This is a genomic window from Streptomyces sp. Y309, from assembly GCF_056712025.1.
The window spans coordinates 7,169,848-7,185,288 of sequence record NZ_CM160048.1 but is presented as its reverse complement, the minus strand read 5'-3'; the positions used below and the strand labels follow the sequence as shown (position 1 = coordinate 7,185,288).

Genomic DNA, 15,441 nt, shown 5'->3' with positions numbered 1-15,441 from the left:
CAGCAGCTTAGACAGCACCGTGGGAGGCGACAGGGCTGACTTCGGGGGTGGGTACGCTCGTTGCGCAGGCCCACGATCCACGGTCCACGACGACATGAGCGAAGCGAGCAGCAGCGTGACCCATCCCTTCCTTGACCTGGCGCCGCTCGGCGCCGCGCACTTCGCCGCCATCGAGGACCGGGTGGCCCGGCTCCTGGACACCGAGCAGGACGTCGTGATCATGCAGGGCGAGGCGCTGCTGCCCCTGGAGGGCTGTATCCGGGGTGCCGCGCGCCCGGGGACGACCGCCCTCAACATCATCACCGGGCCCTACGGTCAGACCTTCGGCGACTGGCTGCGGGACTGCGGCGCGACGGTCCACGACCTGGCCGTGCCGTTTCACACCGCCGTGACGGCCGCGCAGGTCGAGGAGGCCTTCGCGGCGCACCCGGAGATCGACTTCGTGTCGCTCGTGCACGCGGAGGCCGCGACCGGCAACACCAACCCCGTCGCGGAGATCGGCGAGGTCGTGCGCGCGCACGGCGCCCTGTTCATGCTGGACGCCGTCGCCTCGGTGGCCGCCGAGCCGCTGCGCCCGGACGCGTGGGGCGTGGACCTGTGCGTGATCGGCGCGCAGAAGGCGATGGGCGGGCCCGCCGGGGTGTCGGCGGTGTCGGTGAGCGAGCGCGCCTGGCAGCGGCTCGCCGCCAACCCGCGGGCGCCGCGCCGCTCGTACCTCTCCCTCCTGGACTGGAAGGAGCGGTGGATCGACGGCGGCCGGAAGGCACTCCTGCACGCTCCGGCGCAGCTGGAGATGCTGGCCCTGGAGGCCTGCGTTGAGCGCATCGAGGCGGAGGGTCTCGCCGCGTTGATGGGGCGGCACGCCACGGCCGCGGCGGCGACCCGGGCGGGGGCGCTCGCCCTGGGCGGGGGCCTTGAGCCGTACGTGTACGAGGCCTCCGACGCCGCGCCCGTCGCCACCACGCTGCGTGCCCCGCGGGGTGTCTCCGCCTCCGAGCTGGTCGCGCGCGCTCTGGCTGCCGACCCTGTGCTTCCGCTGGTCGCGGGCGGGGGTGCGCTGGCCAAGGAGATGGTCCGTGTCAACCACTACGGCCCGGATGCGACGCGGGGCGTCGTGCATGCCTCGCTGGCCGCGCTTGGCGCCGCGATGGGCGAGTCTGGCCTCGCGGTCGACTTGGAGGCCGCCCGCCGTGCGGTGACGTCCGCCTGGCTCTAGCCCCACGTCCCCTCATGGGGCTTCGCCCCTCTCCCCCTGTCGGCGCTCCGCGCCTCGTCCTCAAACTCCCCCAAGCTCTTAAGGAGCAGGGGGGACCCCCTCGACGGGCTGGAACTGCTTGCCGTCGCCGACAGGTGCCGGAGGTTGCCCGGCCGCGCCGCGGCGGTGAATCCAGCGTGAAATACGGGGCTCCGCAGCAATTCACGCGGGACTTCTCATGAATTCCTTATCAGCGCAGCTTCCCGTATTCTTCTGCCCGCTTTCCGGGGGCCTAAACACTAAGGTTTCGCCAGCGCCAATCGCCGTAATTCGGACACGTCTCGTGGGAGTTACGTCGCTGTGACGTACTCCACATCCCGTCCGTTTTGCCGGATGTAAGCCGGGCAAATCCCCACAAACAAGCGCCCATTCATGCGGGCGCCCGCGCCTGCGTGATAACACATGGGCGCGCTGCGCGTAACCCCTTCCCCCGATGCAATCCGAGAAATTGCTCGGTAAATTCAATACGCATGACCGCTGCACAAGCCGATCTACCGACCGACCTGCAAGCGAAATTCCTTGAAATGCCCGAGGGGCTGCGGCTCGACACCCCCGGCGTCGCCGACGGCGCCGCGATCTGGCGGATCGCCCGCGACTCGAAGGTCCTCGACCTCAACTCCTCGTACAGCTACCTGCTGTGGTGTCGCGACTTCGCCGCGACCTCCGTCGTGGCCAGGGACGGCGACGGCGAGCCCGCCGGGTTCATCACCGGCTACATCCGCCCCGACAAGCCGCGCACCCTGGTGGTCTGGCAGGTGGCCGTCGACCACGCGCACCGTGGCCGGGGCCTCGCCGGTGCGCTGCTCGACGGCCTGGCCGCGAAGGTGTCCGCGCAGCGCGGACTCGACGCCCTCGAGACGACCATCACGCCGGACAACAGAGCCTCCGAGCGCCTGTTCACCTCGTTCGCCGAGCGGCACGGGGCGCGCGTCGAGCGGACCGTGCTGTTCGACGCGGGACTGTTTCCCGGCGACGACGGCGGGCACGAGCCCGAGGTGCTGTTCGACATCGCGCCGTTGTCCTTCTGACCGGCGGCTGCCGCGACCCCGGTCCGGTCCCGAGACGCCTGACACGTCGTCAACCGCCTTCGGCACAATCCCAGTCCACTCAACCCCTCACGATCAATCCATCTCCCAGGAGATTCGCTGTGACCATCACCCAGCCCGACCTGAGCGTCTTCGAGACCCTGGAGTCGGAGGTGCGCAGCTACTGCCGCGGTTGGCCCACTGTCTTCGACCGCGCGCAGGGCAGCCGCATGTTCGACGAGGACGGTCACGAGTACCTCGACTTCTTCGCGGGTGCCGGCTCGCTCAACTACGGCCACAACAACCCGGTCCTCAAACGCGCCCTCATCGACTACCTGGAGCGCGACGGCGTCACGCACGGCCTCGACATGTCGACGACGGCCAAGCGCGCCTTCCTGGAGTCGTTCCAGAACCTGGTGCTCCGCCCGCGCGACCTGCCGTACAAGGTCATGTTCCCCGGCCCGACGGGCACCAACGCGGTGGAGTCCGCGCTGAAGCTGGCCCGCAAGGTCAAGGGCCGTGAGTCGATCGTGTCGTTCACGAACGCCTTCCACGGCATGTCGCTCGGCTCCCTCGCGGTGACCGGCAACGCCTTCAAGCGGGCGGGCGCCGGCATCCCGCTGGTGCACGGCACGCCGATGCCCTTCGACCACTACCTGGACGGCAAGGTCCCGGACTTCCTGTGGTTCGAGCGGCTCCTGGACGACCAGGGCTCGGGCCTGAACAAGCCCGCCGCCGTGATCGTCGAGACCGTGCAGGGCGAGGGCGGCATCAACGTCGCGCGCGCCGAGTGGCTGCGTGCCCTGCAGGAGCTGTGCCACCGCCAGGACATGCTCCTGATCGTCGACGACATCCAGATGGGCTGCGGCCGCACCGGCGCGTTCTTCTCCTTCGAGGAGGCGGGCATCGTGCCGGACATCGTGACGGTGTCCAAGTCCATCAGCGGCTACGGCCTGCCCATGGCGCTCACCCTGTTCAAGCCCGAGCTGGACGTGTGGGAGCCGGGCGAGCACAACGGCACCTTCCGCGGCAACAACCCGGCGTTCGTCACGGCCGCCGCCGCCCTGGAGACGTACTGGGCCGACGGCTCGGCGATGGAGAAGCAGACCCAGGCCCGCGGCGAGCAGGTCGAGCAGGCGCTGGTCGCGATCGTCGACGAGAACACCGACGCCATCGAGGAGTACCGCGGCCGCGGCCTGGTGTGGGGCATCGAGTTCCGCGACAAGCAGCGAGCGGGCGCCATCGCCAAGCGCGCCTTCGAACTCGGCCTGCTGATCGAGACCTCGGGCCCCGAGAGCGAGGTCGTCAAGCTGCTCCCGGCCCTGACCATCACGGCCGACGAGCTCGACGAGGGCCTGCGCACGCTCGCCCGGGCGGTCCGCGAGACCGCCTGAGCAAGGCGCCGCGCGGCGCCCCCGTCCACGTACAGAACACAGACAAGGAATCGACTTACCGTGATCGTCCGCTCGTTCAAGGACATTGAAGGCACCGACCGGCACGTCAAGGCCGCGTCGGGCACCTGGGAGAGCAAGCGCATCGTGCTCGCCAAGGAGCGCGTCGGCTTCTCGCTGCACGAGACCGTGCTCTACGCGGGCACGGAGACGTCCATGTGGTACGCCAACCACATCGAGGCCGTCGTCTGCACCGAGGGCGAGGCCGAGCTGACCAACGACGAGACCGGCGAGAAGTTCACCATCACGCCGGGCACGATGTACCTGCTCGACGGGCATGAGAAGCACACGATGCGCATCAAGAAGGACTTCCGCTGCCTGTGCGTGTTCAACCCGCCGGTGACGGGCCGCGAGGACCACGACGAGAATGGCGTGTACCCGCTGCTCACGGAGCCGGAGTCGGTTTGACCCACGCCTGACGGAGGAGACATCCCGCACAGGGCCGTACGAGAGGAGAGGCAGGCACCACCATGACCACCGCAGCCGAACGCACCGCCGACCTGTACCCGACCCGAGGCGCCGAAGAGGTCCTCATCGAGCGCAAGGACCCGGTGGTGTGGTCCGCGCCGGGTACGCAGGGCCCCTGCACGGGCGAGGACCTGGCGGGGTTCGAACGCGACGGTTTCCTGGCCATCGAGCAGCTCATCACGCCCGCGGAGGTGGCGGAGTACCACGACGAGCTGGAGCGGCTGATCAACGACCCGGCGATGCGCGCGAACGAGCGCTCCATCGTCGAGCCGCGCTCCCAGGAGATCCGGTCCATCTTCGAGGTGCACAAGATCAGTGAGATCTTCGGGCGCCTCGCGGCCGACCCGCGCGTGGTCGGCCGGGCCCGGCAGATCCTCGGGTCCGACGTGTACGTCCACCAGTCCCGGATCAACGTCAAGCCGGGATTCGGGGCGTCGGGCTTCTACTGGCACTCGGACTTCGAGACCTGGCACGCGGAGGACGGCCTGCCGAACATGCGGACCGTCTCGGTGTCGATCGCGCTCACGAAGAACCACGACACCAACGGCGGGCTCATGATCATGCCCGGCTCGCACAAGACGTTCCTCGGCTGCGCGGGCGAGACACCGAAGGACAACTACAAGAAGTCGCTGCAGATGCAGGACGCGGGCACGCCGTCCGACGGGGCGCTGACCAAGCTGGCCTCCGAGTACGGCATCCGGCTGTTCACCGGCGAGGCGGGCTCGGCGACCTGGTTCGACTGCAACGCCATGCACGGCTCCGGCGACAACATCACGCCCTACCCGCGCTCGAACGTCTTCCTGGTGTTCAACAGCGTGGAGAACGCCGCGGTCGAGCCGTTCGCGGCGCCGGTGCGGCGGCCGGAGTTCGTCGGGGCGCGGGACTTCACGCCGGTGAAGTGACCCTGTTCCACCTGTGAGTTGGCCCGGCATCCCGTGGGATGCCGGGCCGACTCATGTGCGCCCGCTCCGGGTTGGTTACGCCGACTGCAGCGTCGGGTAGTCCGTGTAGCCCTTGGCGTCGCCGCCGTAGAACGTGGACTGGTCCGGGGTGTTGTACGGGCCGCGGGTCTTCAGGCGGGCCGGCAGGTCGGGGTTGGCGAGGAACAGGGCGCCGAAGGAGAGGATGTCGGCGGTGCCGTCCTCGATCAGGGCGAGGTCGTCGTGGCCGGTCGGGCCCTCGGTCGCCGGGTTGAGGACGAACGGGCCGCTGAAGGTCTTGCGCAGGGTGGTGACCAGGTCGCGGACCGGGCCCACCTCCATGATGTGCAGATACGCGAGGCCGAGCGCGTCCAGCTCCCGCACCAGGGCCGGGTAGGTCTCCTCCGGCTCGGGCTCGGAGATGCCGTTGAAGGAGTTGCCGGGCGAGAGCCGGATGGCGGTGCGCGCGGCACCGATCTCGGCGGCCACGGCCTTCGTGACCTCGACCGCGAACCGGATGCGGTGCTCGGGCGAGCCGCCCCACTCGTCGGTGCGGTGGTTGGAGCCCGGTGCGAGGAACTGGTGGATGAGATAGCCGTTGGCGCCGTGCAGCTCGACGCCGTCGAAGCCCGCGTCGATCGCGTTGCGGGCGGCGGCGACGAACTCGCCGATGGTGGCGCGCACCTCGTCGCCGGTCAGCTCACGGGGAGTGACGAAGTCCTTCGGTCCCTCGTGCGTGTAGACCTGGCCCGCGGCGGCGATCGGGGACGGGCCGACGTTCACCAGGCCGTCGGGCAGCAGCGAGGGGTGGCCGATGCGGCCGGCGTGCATGAGCTGGGCGAAGATCCGGCCGCCCTTGGCGTGCACGGCGTCGGTGACGTTGCGCCAGCCGGTGACCTGCTCGGCGCTGTGCAGGCCCGGGGTGTCCGGGTAGCCCTGGCCCACCGGCGACGGCTGCACACCCTCGGTGATGACCAGGCCGGCGGTGGCGCGCTGCGCGTAGTACTCGGCGACGAGATCGGTGGGGACGCCGCCCTCACCGGCCCGGCTGCGGGTCATCGGCGCCAGGGCGATGCGGTTCGCGAGAGAGACGCCGGACAGGTCGATCGGGTCGAATGCGGTGGTCATCACAGCTCCAGGAAGTATGACGTTTGGTCGGCCAAGTAATTCAACCGAGAGCCACTGTAGCGCATTCCTTGGCCGACCAAGTTAATCTCGGAAGGGAAGCTCGGACGAGACTCGAGGCGACCCGTACGAGACTCGACGACACTGGTGCACGACGGCGACGGCGGACAGGGCCGGGCCACGCGAAGGCAGGAGTTCCGATGAAGGCCGACACAGGGACGGCGGGGGCCGCGCAGGACGACCCCGCGTGTAGCGGGCACCTGCCCCTGGCCGCGCGGAACGGGCCGGTCTCCCTGCTGGTCAGCCGGGTCGCCCGGCTGCACCGCATCGCGGCGGGCAAGGTCCTGAAGGGGCTCGGCCTCTACCCCGGCCAGGAGTTCCTGATGATGCACCTGTGGGACGCGGGCCCGGTGCGCCAGTCCGAGCTCATCAAGGCCGTCGACCTCGACCCGTCGACGGTCACGAAGATGCTGCAGCGCCTGGAGCAGGCCGGGCACGTGCGGCGGCGGTCCGATCCGGACGACCGGCGGGCGGTGCTCGTCGAGGCGACCGACTCCAGCTGCGGGCTGCTGAGCGAAGTGCAGCGCGCCTGGGGCGAGTTGGAGGAGCACACGCTCGCCGGCCTGGACGCCGACGAGCGCGCGCAGCTCGCGCGGCTGCTCGGCCGCGTGGAGGGCAACCTCTGCACGGAGACGGCGGACTGCCCGGAGGCGGCGCGGCGGGAGGCGTTGCGCTGAGCGCTCCGCGGGGGGCCGCGCGGCCCGGGCGGCGGTCGCGCGTGGCCCGGGTGGCTGGTCCGCCCGTCCGCCGCGGGCCTCGCTCAGGCGGTCCGCAGTTCCTCCAGGAGGCGGTCGACGTCCGCGTCCGTGTTGTAGAGGTGGAAGGCCGCCCGCAGATTGCCCGCGCGGTCCGACACCTCGATGCCCGCCGCGCTCAGCTCCGGCTGGCGGGCGCCGAGTCCGGGCACGGACACGATGGGTGAGCCGGGAGCGGCCACCGGCTCGTGGCCGAGCTCCGCGAGTCCGGCGCGGAAGCGGTCCGCGAGCGCCAGGTCGTGGGCGCGGATCGCGGCCACGCCCAGTTGCTCGATCACGGCCAGCGAGTGCCGCGCGCCCGCGTACGCGCACAGGCTCGGGCTCTCGTCGAACCGGCGCGCGGAGCGGGCGAGTTCGGTGACCGGGCCGTAGCAGCTGTCCCAGGGCCGCTCCCCCGCGACCCAGCCCGCGAGGAGCGGGGGCACGCCCTCGAAGCCCTCGCGGTCCTCCGGTACGACGAAGAACGCGACGCCGCGCGGGCAGGTGAGCCACTTGAAGGCGACCGACGTCAGATAGTCCACGTCCGCGATGTGGTCCGCGAGGCCCAGCCAGCCCGTCGCCTGCGAGGCGTCGAGGTAGAGCCGGGCGCCGTGCGCGCGGACGGCGGCGCGCAGTGCGGGCAGGTCCACGACCCGGCCGTCCGCCGACTGCGCGGCGGAGACCGCGACCAGGGCGGTGCCCGGGCGCACGGACTCGGCGACGCGTTCCAGCGGCACGGTACGGATCTTCAGGTCGCCGCGTACGTGGAAGGGGGTCACCGTCGAGCTGAAGTCGCCCTCCGCGGTGAGGACTTCGGCGCCCGGCGGCAGCGAGGCGGCGATCAGGCCGCTGTACACGGCGACCGACGCGCCCGCCGCGACCCGGCCCGGGGCCACCCCGACCAGGCGCGCGAAGGCGGCGCGGGCCGCCTCCACGTCCGCGAACATGTCGTCGGGGCTGCCCTGCGCCACGGACAGCGCCGCCTCGTGCATCGCGCGGACGGCGCGCGCCGGCAGGAGACCGGTGCTCGCGGTGTTCAGGTAGGTGGTCCTGGGGGCGAACTCGGAGCGTACAAGGGCCCGGAAGCCCTCGGAAGCCGAGACGGTCGAGGCGGTAGCGGCGGTCGAGACGGTCATGGCGGTGCGGTCGGGGCCCTGGCCTGGAGTCTCCATGAGGTCACTGTGCCGCCTCGGCCGGGCGGGGTCCATTGCGGATGACTGACCCGTACCGCTAAGTGATGCTTATCCGTGGCCCCTGACCAGGCTTGTTCCGACCAGGACCGGCTGGGCCGGGGTCAGCTCCCCGGCACCGCGCAGCCGTCGGGGCCGCAGGCGTCGCCGCCGGCGCTGTCGTCGGCGCCGTCGCTGTCCTGGGCGATCACCGTCAGCGGTGAGCGGGCCGCCCATGCCTGCTCCAGGGCCTGCGTGAAGACCTCGGCGGGCTGGGCGCCGGAGACGCCGTACTTCCGGTCGAGGACGAAGAACGGGACGCCGTTCGCGCCCAGCTCCGCGGCCTCGCGCTCGTCCGCGCGGACGGCGTCGGCGTACGCGGTGGGGTCGGCGAGGACCTCGCGGGCCGCGTCGGCGTCCAGGCCCGCCTCGGCGGCGAGGGCGGTCAGGCGCTCGTCGTCGTCGAAGACGGACTGTTCCTCGGCGAAGTTGGCGCGGTAGAGCGCGGCGATCAGCCGGTCCTGGGTATGCTGCCCGCCCTGTTCCCTGGCGAAGTGGAGCAGGCGGTGCATGTCGAAGGTGTTGCCGTGGTCGCGGCCCTCGGTGCGGTACGCGAGGCCTTCGGCCGCCGCGTTGTCGCCGAGGCGCTGCTCGGCCTCCTTCGCCTGGGTCTCCGTCATGCCGTACTTCTGCGCCAGCATCGGGATCACGGGGGCCGTGTCGCCCTTCGGGCGGTTCGGGTCCAGCTCGAAGGAGCGGTGGATCACCTCTACGGCGGCCTGGTGCGGGAAGGCCCGCAGGGCCTTCTCGAAGCGGGCCTTGCCCACGTAGCACCAGGGGCAGGCGATGTCGCTCCAGATCTCGACGCGCATGGGTTTTTTCCTTGGGTCGTACGAAGCGGAGACTCCCTCCGCGCCTTGGTCCAACCCGAGGCCGGGGCCCTTTCATTCCCCGCCGCTCCGCGGCGGGATCTCTCCCACCCGCCCGCCCGTTTCCACTGGGCCAGCAGCTTCGGGCCGGAGCATGGCCCCGCCGACCGCGACGGCTCGGCAGGCGTACCTCGCGGTGCCGAGCAAGGTCGTTCGGCGTCGACGGGGCCGGTTCGCCCGCTCCTGCTGTGGGCAGGCGTTCCGCACGGCGGAACGGGTGGGCACAGCCCAGGCCGACAGTGCCGTCACGACGGCGGTCACCCCGTTGGCAACCCGAAGTGGCGGGTGTTCGCGCGGATCCATGTGCGCAGGTGGGACAAGGGAGCCAGCGCGCCCTTGCCCAGGGGTGTGAGTTCGTACTCGACGCGGGGCGGGACCTCCGCGAAGACCGTGCGGTGCACCAGGCCGTAGTCCTCCAGGCGGCGCAGCGTCTGGGTGAGGACCTTCGGGCTCACCCCCTCCAGCTTCGAGCGGAGTTCCCCGAAGCGTCGGGGGCCGTCCGCCAGGGCGGTGATCGCGAGCCCGGTCCATTTGTTGGCCAGGAGCTCGAAGATCTCCCGGCCGGGGCAGAGGAGACCGTAGATATCGTGCCGCTGCGCGGCACCCTCCGCGGCCTCCGATGTCGGCGTAAAGCGGCTCTGAGCTGTCATGGTTTCCAGAATATAGTTGGCGCCCTTGCGGGTGATCGGCCCCGGGGGCGTACGTTCCCGGCATGATCCAGAACGCACCCGCCCCCACCCCCGTCCGCACCGGCATCGTCGGCCTCTCCGCCCGCTCCGGCTGGGCCCCGCAGTCCCACGTCCCGGCCCTCACCCGCCTGCCCGGCTACGACCTGCGCAGCCTGGCCGCCTCCACCCCGGAGTCGGCCCGCGCCGCCGGCGAGAAGTACGGGATCGCGTACACCTACGGCAGCGCCGCTGAGCTGGCCGCCGACCCGGCCGTCGACCTGGTCGTCGTCAGCGTCCGCGTCCCGCTGCACCGCGAGGTGATCCTGGCCGCGCTCGGCGCCGGCAAGCACGTCCTGTCGGAGTGGCCGCTCGGCAACGGCCTCGCCGAGGCCGAGGAGCTGGCGGCGGCCGCGGCGCGCGCCGGGGTGCGGACCTTCGCCGGGCTCCAGGCACGCTCCGCGCCCGCCGTACGCCACGTACGCGACCTCGTCGCCGACGGTTTTGTGGGAGAGGTGCTTTCGACGAGTCTGATCGCGTCCGGGCGGCGCTGGGGGGCGACCTTCGAGCCGGGCGGCGGCTATCTCCTGGACAAGGACAACGGCGGCACGATGCTCACCATCCCGTTCGGCCACACCGTGGACGCGCTCGCCATGGTGCTCGGCGAGTTCACGGAGGTGTCGGCGACGACGGCGACGCGGCGGCCGGTCGTACGCGACGAGGGCAGCGGGCGCGCCGCCCCGATGACCGTGGCGGATCAGCTCGCGGTCAGCGGGCGGCTCGCGTCCGGCGCCGTCGCCTCCGTGCACTTCAGGGGCGGCCTTTCGCACGGCACGAACTTCCACTGGGAGATCAACGGCACGGACGGCGACCTCGTCGTCGCCGGCGACCACGGGCACCTCCAGCAGGCCCGGCTGAGCGTGCGCGGCGCGCGGGGCACGGACACCTCGCTCACCGAACTGCCCGTCCCCGAGCGGTACTTCGACGTGCCCGAGCTCGACGGGCTGCGCGGCGAGGCGGCGTACAACGTCGGGGTCCAGTACGCCCACGTCCTGCGCGACCTGCACGACGGTACCCGGCTGGTGCCGGACTTCGAGCACGCGGCCGGGCGGCAGCGGCTGCTCGACGCGGTCGAGCGTGCCGCTGCCACGGGGGTGCGTGTTGCGCTTTGACCGCAGACTGCGGGCCGTCCGTGGCTGGGCGCGCCCACGCGGCGGAGCCGCATGTCGACACGGCCCCGCGCCCCTTCAGGGCGCTTCTCTTCGGGACGCTTTTATGACCCGTCCCTAAGGCCCTTCGGCCAGTTCGGGCGGAATTCGATCCGCTCGAACGTCACCACGCACCCCTCCCCCTGCGGCGACTGCGCGAGGAAGCCGACGAGCGCGGCGGCGGCCGCCTCCTCGTCGCCGAGCTGGAAGATCCGGACGAACGTCCAGCGCTCGCCGTCCGTCGAGGCGTGGAAGGCGAAGGCCGTGCCGGTGCGGCTGATCCGCAGCCAGACGCTGGAGCCGTCCACGACGAAGGCGTTGGCGTCGTCCGAGCGGCCCCGGGTGACGACCGTGCAGATCGTGGGGCGGTCCGGGGAGCGCTCGAAGCAGAGCTTGGCCCATTCGCGCTCGCCCACGTGCAGGTAGAGCACGCCCGCGTCGAAGGCGGCGGCGAAGCCGACCGTGACGCGGGCGAGCAGCTGGAAGTCCCCCTCGGGCGCGCCGAGCAGCCGGGGCGCGTCGGACGCCGGGTCCAGGGCTTCGCCCGTGGGCGGGACGAAGCGGTCCTGGCGGGGGCCGGCCCAGCCGGTGAGGACACCGGCTTCGTCGTCGTACGACCAGTTGCCCTCCGGGCCGTACGGCCGCAGCGGGAAGGGCAGTTCGGGCAGGGTCAGGCTTCCGGTCCGCTTGGCGTTCATGGCGTCAGTGTTCCAGGCGGCCGTCGCGGCGGCGCGGCAGACCGAGGGGATTGGCGTCGTGGAGTTCGGGCGGCAACAGCGGCTCGGGGGTGTTCTGGTAGACGACCGGGCGCAGCCAGCGTTCGATGGCGGTGCCGCCCACGGACGTGGAGGTGCTGGTCGTCGCGGGGTAGGGGCCGCCGTGCTGCTGGGCGGGGGCGACGGCCACGCCGGTGGGCCAGCCGTTGACGAGGACGCGGCCCGCGAGCGGGGTCAGTTCGGCGAGGAGCCGCGTGCCGCGGTCGTCCCCGGCGGCCCCGGCGGCCTCGTCCTCGGAGAGGTGCACGGTCGCCGTCAGGTTTCCGGGGAGCCGGGAGAGCACCGCCGTGATCTCGGCGTCGTCCGTGTACCGGGCGACGACGGTGACCGGCCCGAAGCACTCCTCCAGGAGCAGGTCGTGGGCGCCCGCGGCGGCCAGGCGCGCGGCCGGGACGGTGAGGAATCCGGCGGTGACCGTGTGCTCGTCGGCGGCGCCCGGCGTCACCGGGGCGCTCACGTCGGGCAGTTCCGCGCGTTCGGCGACCCCGGCGACGAAGTTGTCGCGCATGCGGTGGTCGAGGAGCACCCCGGCCCCGGTGGTGCCGACGGCCTCCGTCAGGGACTTCAGGAGGCGGTCGCCGCCCGCGCCCGCGGGGGCGAGGACGAGGCCCGGCTTCACGCAGAACTGGCCGACGCCGAGGGTCATCGAGCCCGCGAGCCCGGTGCCGATCTGCTCGCCGCGCTCGGCGGCGGCGGCCTCGGTGACGACCACCGGGTTCAGGGAGCCGAGTTCGCCGTGGAAGGGGATCGGCACGGGGCGCGCGGCCGCCGCGTCGAACAGGGCGCGTCCGCCGCGTACCGAACCGGTGAAGCCCGCCGCCGTGACGAGCGGGTGGCGGACCAGCTCCACGCCCGCCTCGAAGCCGTGCACCAGGCCGACGACGTCCTCGGGGAGGCCGTGCCGGGCGGCGGCCGCGCGCAGCACGGCGGCGACGCGCTCGGACGTCGCGGGGTGGTCGGGGTGTGCCTTGACGACGACGGGGCAGCCCGCGGCGAGGGCGCTCGCGGTGTCGCCGCCGGGCACGGAGAAGGCGAAGGGGAAGTTGGAGGCGGAGTAGACGGCGACGACGCCGAGCGGGACCTTGTAGCGCCGCAGGTCCGGGACGGGGGGTGTGGCGGTGTCGTCGGGGTGGTCGATGACGACGTCCAGGTACGCGCCTTCGTCGACGATGTCCGCGAAGGCCCGCAACTGGTAGCAGGTGCGGGCGAGTTCGCCGGTGAGGCGGGCGGTGCCGAGGGCGGTCTCCGCGTCGGCCGCGGCGACGAGGTCGTCCTTGGCGCCGTCCAGGAGTTCGGCGGCGCTCCGCAGGAACGCGGCGCGGACCGTGCGGTCCGCGAGCGCGCCGCGGGCGGCGTGCGCGGCCGTGACGGCGCGGTCCACGTCGGCCGCGGTGGCTTCCGTCGCGACCTGCTCGCGCTGCTTCCCGTCTCGGGGGTCGACACTCCAGACTGGTGCTGCTGCCACCGCGGATTCCTCCAGATTTGACGCGTCTCGGTGCGCGCGGCTCCGTGCACACGGCTCGGGTGCCGCGACCCGGCCGCCGCGCGTCGGATTGCTGTCACTCATCACTGCCACTCATCAGGCGCGTTCGATATACTGAACGCCGTCTCCGTTGGTGAATTCGCGGAGACAGTGGAGACTATTTCTCGTCGGACGTGAGGGGTCAAGGGCGATGTCGGCTGGGGAGACGGGCGGGGGCGCGCAGGTCAAGTCCGCGGTGCGCACGGTGGAATTGCTGGAGTTCTTCGCCGGCCGGCCCGGCATGCACGCGCTGGCCGACGTCCAGGAGGCCGTCGGATATCCCAAGTCCAGCCTCTACATGCTGCTTCGCACCCTCGTCGAGCTGGGCTGGATCGAGACGGACGCGACCGGCACGCGGTACGGCATCGGGGTGCGCGCGCTGCTCGTCGGCACGTCGTACATCGACGGCGACGAGGTGGTCGCCGCGGCCCGGCCCACCCTCGACCGGCTCTCGGACGACACCACGGAGACCATCCACCTGGCCCGCCTCGACGGCACGAACGTCGTGTATCTCGCGACCCGCCAGTCCCAGCACTATCTGCGCCCCTTCACGCGCGTGGGGCGTCGCCTGCCCGCGCACTCCACGTCGCTCGGCAAGGCGCTGCTCGCCACCCACACCGACGAGCAGGTGCGCAAGATGCTGCCGGAGACGCTGCCGTCGCTGACCGAGAACACGATCACCGACCGCGAGAAGCTCATCGAGGAGCTGCACGCGGTGCGGGAGCAGGGCTTCGCCGTGGACCGCGAGGAGAACACGCTCGGCCTGCGCTGCTTCGGCGTCGCCATCCCCTACCGCACGCCCGCGCGGGACGCCATCAGCTGCTCGGTGCCGGTGGCCCGGCTCACGCCCGCCCACGAGCAGATGGTCAAGGACGCGCTGTTCGACGCGCGGGACCGGCTGACGCTGGCGACGCGGCGGCTCTGAGCCGTCCCTGAGGGCCCGTGCTTGAGGCCCGTCCTTGAGGCCCGCCCCCGGGTGGGCTCGTCCCGGTCCCGGTGTCTCCTCCCCCGCGCGGCGGAGGAGGTTCACCGGCAGGCAGGAGGCGCCGCCTCGGCGAGCACGCGAGCGTGGAGGCATGACTCAGGCAGACCTCCCCGCCCGCACCGCGGGCAGCGCCACCCGCACTTCCCCCGCCGAGCACCTCGGCGGGCCGCGACGGCTGCTGCGCGCCGTCGCCGTCGCCTCCTGCGTCCCGTACCTGTCCCTCAAGGTCGCCTGGATCGCGGGAAGCCACATCGGCATCCCCGAAGGCAGCTCCCTCCTGGAGCATCGCGCCCTGATGGCCGCGGCCAACAGTCTCACCGTCCTCATGGACGGCGCCGTCATCGTCCTCGCGCTGCTGCTGACCCGGCCCTGGGGGCGCCGCGTCCCGGCCTGGCTGCTCGGCCTGCCCATGTGGGCCGCCACCGGGCTGCTCCTGCCGATCATGGCCGGGTTCCCGGCGCAGCTCGCCGTGCGGGCCCTCGGCGGGTCCGTGAACAGCGCGGAGGACTCCGGCGGCGAGGCGTTCCTCGACGACTGGGTCTTCGGGGTGGTGTACGGCGGGTTCATCCTGCAGGGGCTCAGCCTGGGGCTGCTGTTCGTCCTGTACGCCCGTGACCGGTGGGGGCATGTGTGGCGGGGCCGGGTGTGGGACCTGCCCACGGCCGCGGTGGGCGGGCGCGCGGTGCGGGCGGGCGCCGTGGCGGCGGCCGTGCTCGCGCTGTTCCCGGCCGGGCTGCGGCTGCTGTGGGTGGCCGGGTCGACGTTCGGCCTGAACGAGACGCGCGTCGCGGAGCACACGACCGACTTCTCCGTCCTCTCGGTCCTCGAACTCGGCTACCTGGCGGCGGCCGCGGCCGGTGGTCTCGCCCTCGCGTTCCGGCGGCCGCCCGCGCTGCCGGTGAAGGCGGCGCTCGCGCTGGCCTGGGCCGGTTCGGGCGCGGTGGGGTGCTGGGGCGCGTGGCTGTTCGCGACGTCGTTCGCGGGCACGGCGGACGTGGCGGAGCGGCCCACGACCGTGATGCTTCTGGCCTACGCTGTGCAGATGATCATCGGCGTACTCGTGGCGGCTGTCGGCGTGCGCTTCCTCAAGGAGCGCGCGGCCGGGGCCCCGCGGCCCTCGGCGTGAGACGGATCGCGGCCGCCCTCGGC

15 protein-coding genes are annotated in these 15,441 nt (G+C 72.2%); 9 read left to right on the top strand and 6 right to left on the bottom strand.

Annotated features, from left to right (window positions below):
- Positions 1-94: 94 nt before the first annotated feature.
- From AC0KTA_RS29785 to thpD, 5 genes are all read left to right on the top strand, one after another.
- Positions 95-1,216: a pyridoxal-phosphate-dependent aminotransferase family protein gene (locus tag AC0KTA_RS29785; RefSeq protein ID WP_481051299.1), complete on the top strand. Its 1,122-nt coding sequence runs from the start codon at positions 95-97 to the stop codon at positions 1,214-1,216.
- A 509-nt stretch (positions 1,217-1,725) separates the two neighbouring features.
- Complete coding sequence (gene ectA / locus AC0KTA_RS29780; protein ID WP_481051298.1) at positions 1,726-2,283, top strand: diaminobutyrate acetyltransferase; 558 nt, start codon at positions 1,726-1,728, stop codon at positions 2,281-2,283.
- A 119-nt stretch (positions 2,284-2,402) separates the two neighbouring features.
- Positions 2,403-3,674: a diaminobutyrate--2-oxoglutarate transaminase gene (ectB, locus tag AC0KTA_RS29775; RefSeq protein WP_481051297.1), complete on the top strand. Its 1,272-nt coding sequence runs from the start codon at positions 2,403-2,405 to the stop codon at positions 3,672-3,674.
- A 60-nt stretch (positions 3,675-3,734) separates the two neighbouring features.
- Positions 3,735-4,139 carry an ectoine synthase gene (locus tag AC0KTA_RS29770; RefSeq protein ID WP_481051296.1) on the top strand — a complete coding sequence of 135 codons (405 nt, stop codon included), beginning with the start codon at positions 3,735-3,737 and terminating at the stop codon, positions 4,137-4,139.
- Positions 4,140-4,201: 62 nt separating this feature from the next.
- Positions 4,202-5,101, top strand: a complete 900-nt coding sequence (gene thpD / locus AC0KTA_RS29765; protein ID WP_481051295.1) for an ectoine hydroxylase — start codon at positions 4,202-4,204, stop codon at positions 5,099-5,101.
- Between the two features lie 75 nt (positions 5,102-5,176).
- Here the strand turns inward: thpD and AC0KTA_RS29760 are convergent, their stop codons facing one another.
- Entirely contained in the window at positions 5,177-6,247 is a 1,071-nt protein-coding gene (locus AC0KTA_RS29760) for an alkene reductase (RefSeq protein ID WP_481051294.1), read from the bottom strand.
- A gap of 197 nt (positions 6,248-6,444) precedes the next feature.
- Between AC0KTA_RS29760 and AC0KTA_RS29755 the strand changes: the two genes are divergently transcribed.
- Positions 6,445-6,981: a MarR family winged helix-turn-helix transcriptional regulator gene (locus tag AC0KTA_RS29755; protein WP_481051293.1), complete on the top strand. Its 537-nt coding sequence runs from the start codon at positions 6,445-6,447 to the stop codon at positions 6,979-6,981.
- 83 nt (positions 6,982-7,064) lie between these two features.
- Here AC0KTA_RS29755 and AC0KTA_RS29750 read toward each other — a convergent pair whose 3' ends face one another.
- The 3 genes from AC0KTA_RS29750 to AC0KTA_RS29740 form a co-directional block, all read right to left on the bottom strand.
- The gene (locus tag AC0KTA_RS29750) at positions 7,065-8,174 is read right to left on the bottom strand and encodes an aminotransferase class V-fold PLP-dependent enzyme (RefSeq protein ID WP_481056608.1); all 1,110 of its coding nucleotides are present in this window, start codon (positions 8,172-8,174) and stop codon (positions 7,065-7,067) included.
- Between the two features lie 158 nt (positions 8,175-8,332).
- Positions 8,333-9,079, bottom strand: coding sequence for a DsbA family oxidoreductase (locus tag AC0KTA_RS29745; RefSeq protein ID WP_481051292.1), 747 nt, complete (start codon positions 9,077-9,079; stop codon positions 8,333-8,335).
- 314 nt (positions 9,080-9,393) lie between these two features.
- Positions 9,394-9,786: a winged helix-turn-helix transcriptional regulator gene (locus AC0KTA_RS29740; RefSeq protein ID WP_481051291.1), complete on the bottom strand. Its 393-nt coding sequence runs from the start codon at positions 9,784-9,786 to the stop codon at positions 9,394-9,396.
- A gap of 62 nt (positions 9,787-9,848) precedes the next feature.
- Here AC0KTA_RS29740 and AC0KTA_RS29735 point away from each other — a divergent pair, with 62 nt between their 5' ends.
- Positions 9,849-10,973 carry a Gfo/Idh/MocA family protein gene (locus tag AC0KTA_RS29735; protein WP_481051290.1) on the top strand — a complete coding sequence of 375 codons (1,125 nt, stop codon included), beginning with the start codon at positions 9,849-9,851 and terminating at the stop codon, positions 10,971-10,973.
- A 101-nt stretch (positions 10,974-11,074) separates the two neighbouring features.
- Here the strand turns inward: AC0KTA_RS29735 and AC0KTA_RS29730 are convergent, their stop codons facing one another.
- Positions 11,075-11,707: a DUF1349 domain-containing protein gene (locus tag AC0KTA_RS29730; RefSeq protein WP_481051289.1), complete on the bottom strand. Its 633-nt coding sequence runs from the start codon at positions 11,705-11,707 to the stop codon at positions 11,075-11,077.
- 4 nt (positions 11,708-11,711) lie between these two features.
- Complete coding sequence (locus tag AC0KTA_RS29725) at positions 11,712-13,250, bottom strand: aldehyde dehydrogenase (NADP(+)) (protein WP_481051288.1); 1,539 nt, start codon at positions 13,248-13,250, stop codon at positions 11,712-11,714.
- A 208-nt stretch (positions 13,251-13,458) separates the two neighbouring features.
- On the opposite strand from AC0KTA_RS29725, the gene AC0KTA_RS29720 reads away from it, so the two are divergent.
- Together AC0KTA_RS29720 and AC0KTA_RS29715 are read left to right on the top strand one after the other, a co-directional pair.
- Entirely contained in the window at positions 13,459-14,232 is a 774-nt protein-coding gene (locus AC0KTA_RS29720) for an IclR family transcriptional regulator (protein ID WP_189732392.1), read from the top strand.
- Positions 14,233-14,383: 151 nt separating this feature from the next.
- On the top strand, positions 14,384-15,418 hold the full coding sequence (locus AC0KTA_RS29715) for a hypothetical protein (protein ID WP_481051287.1): 1,035 nt from the start codon (positions 14,384-14,386) through the stop codon (positions 15,416-15,418).
- The last annotated feature ends 23 nt before the right edge of the window (positions 15,419-15,441 follow it).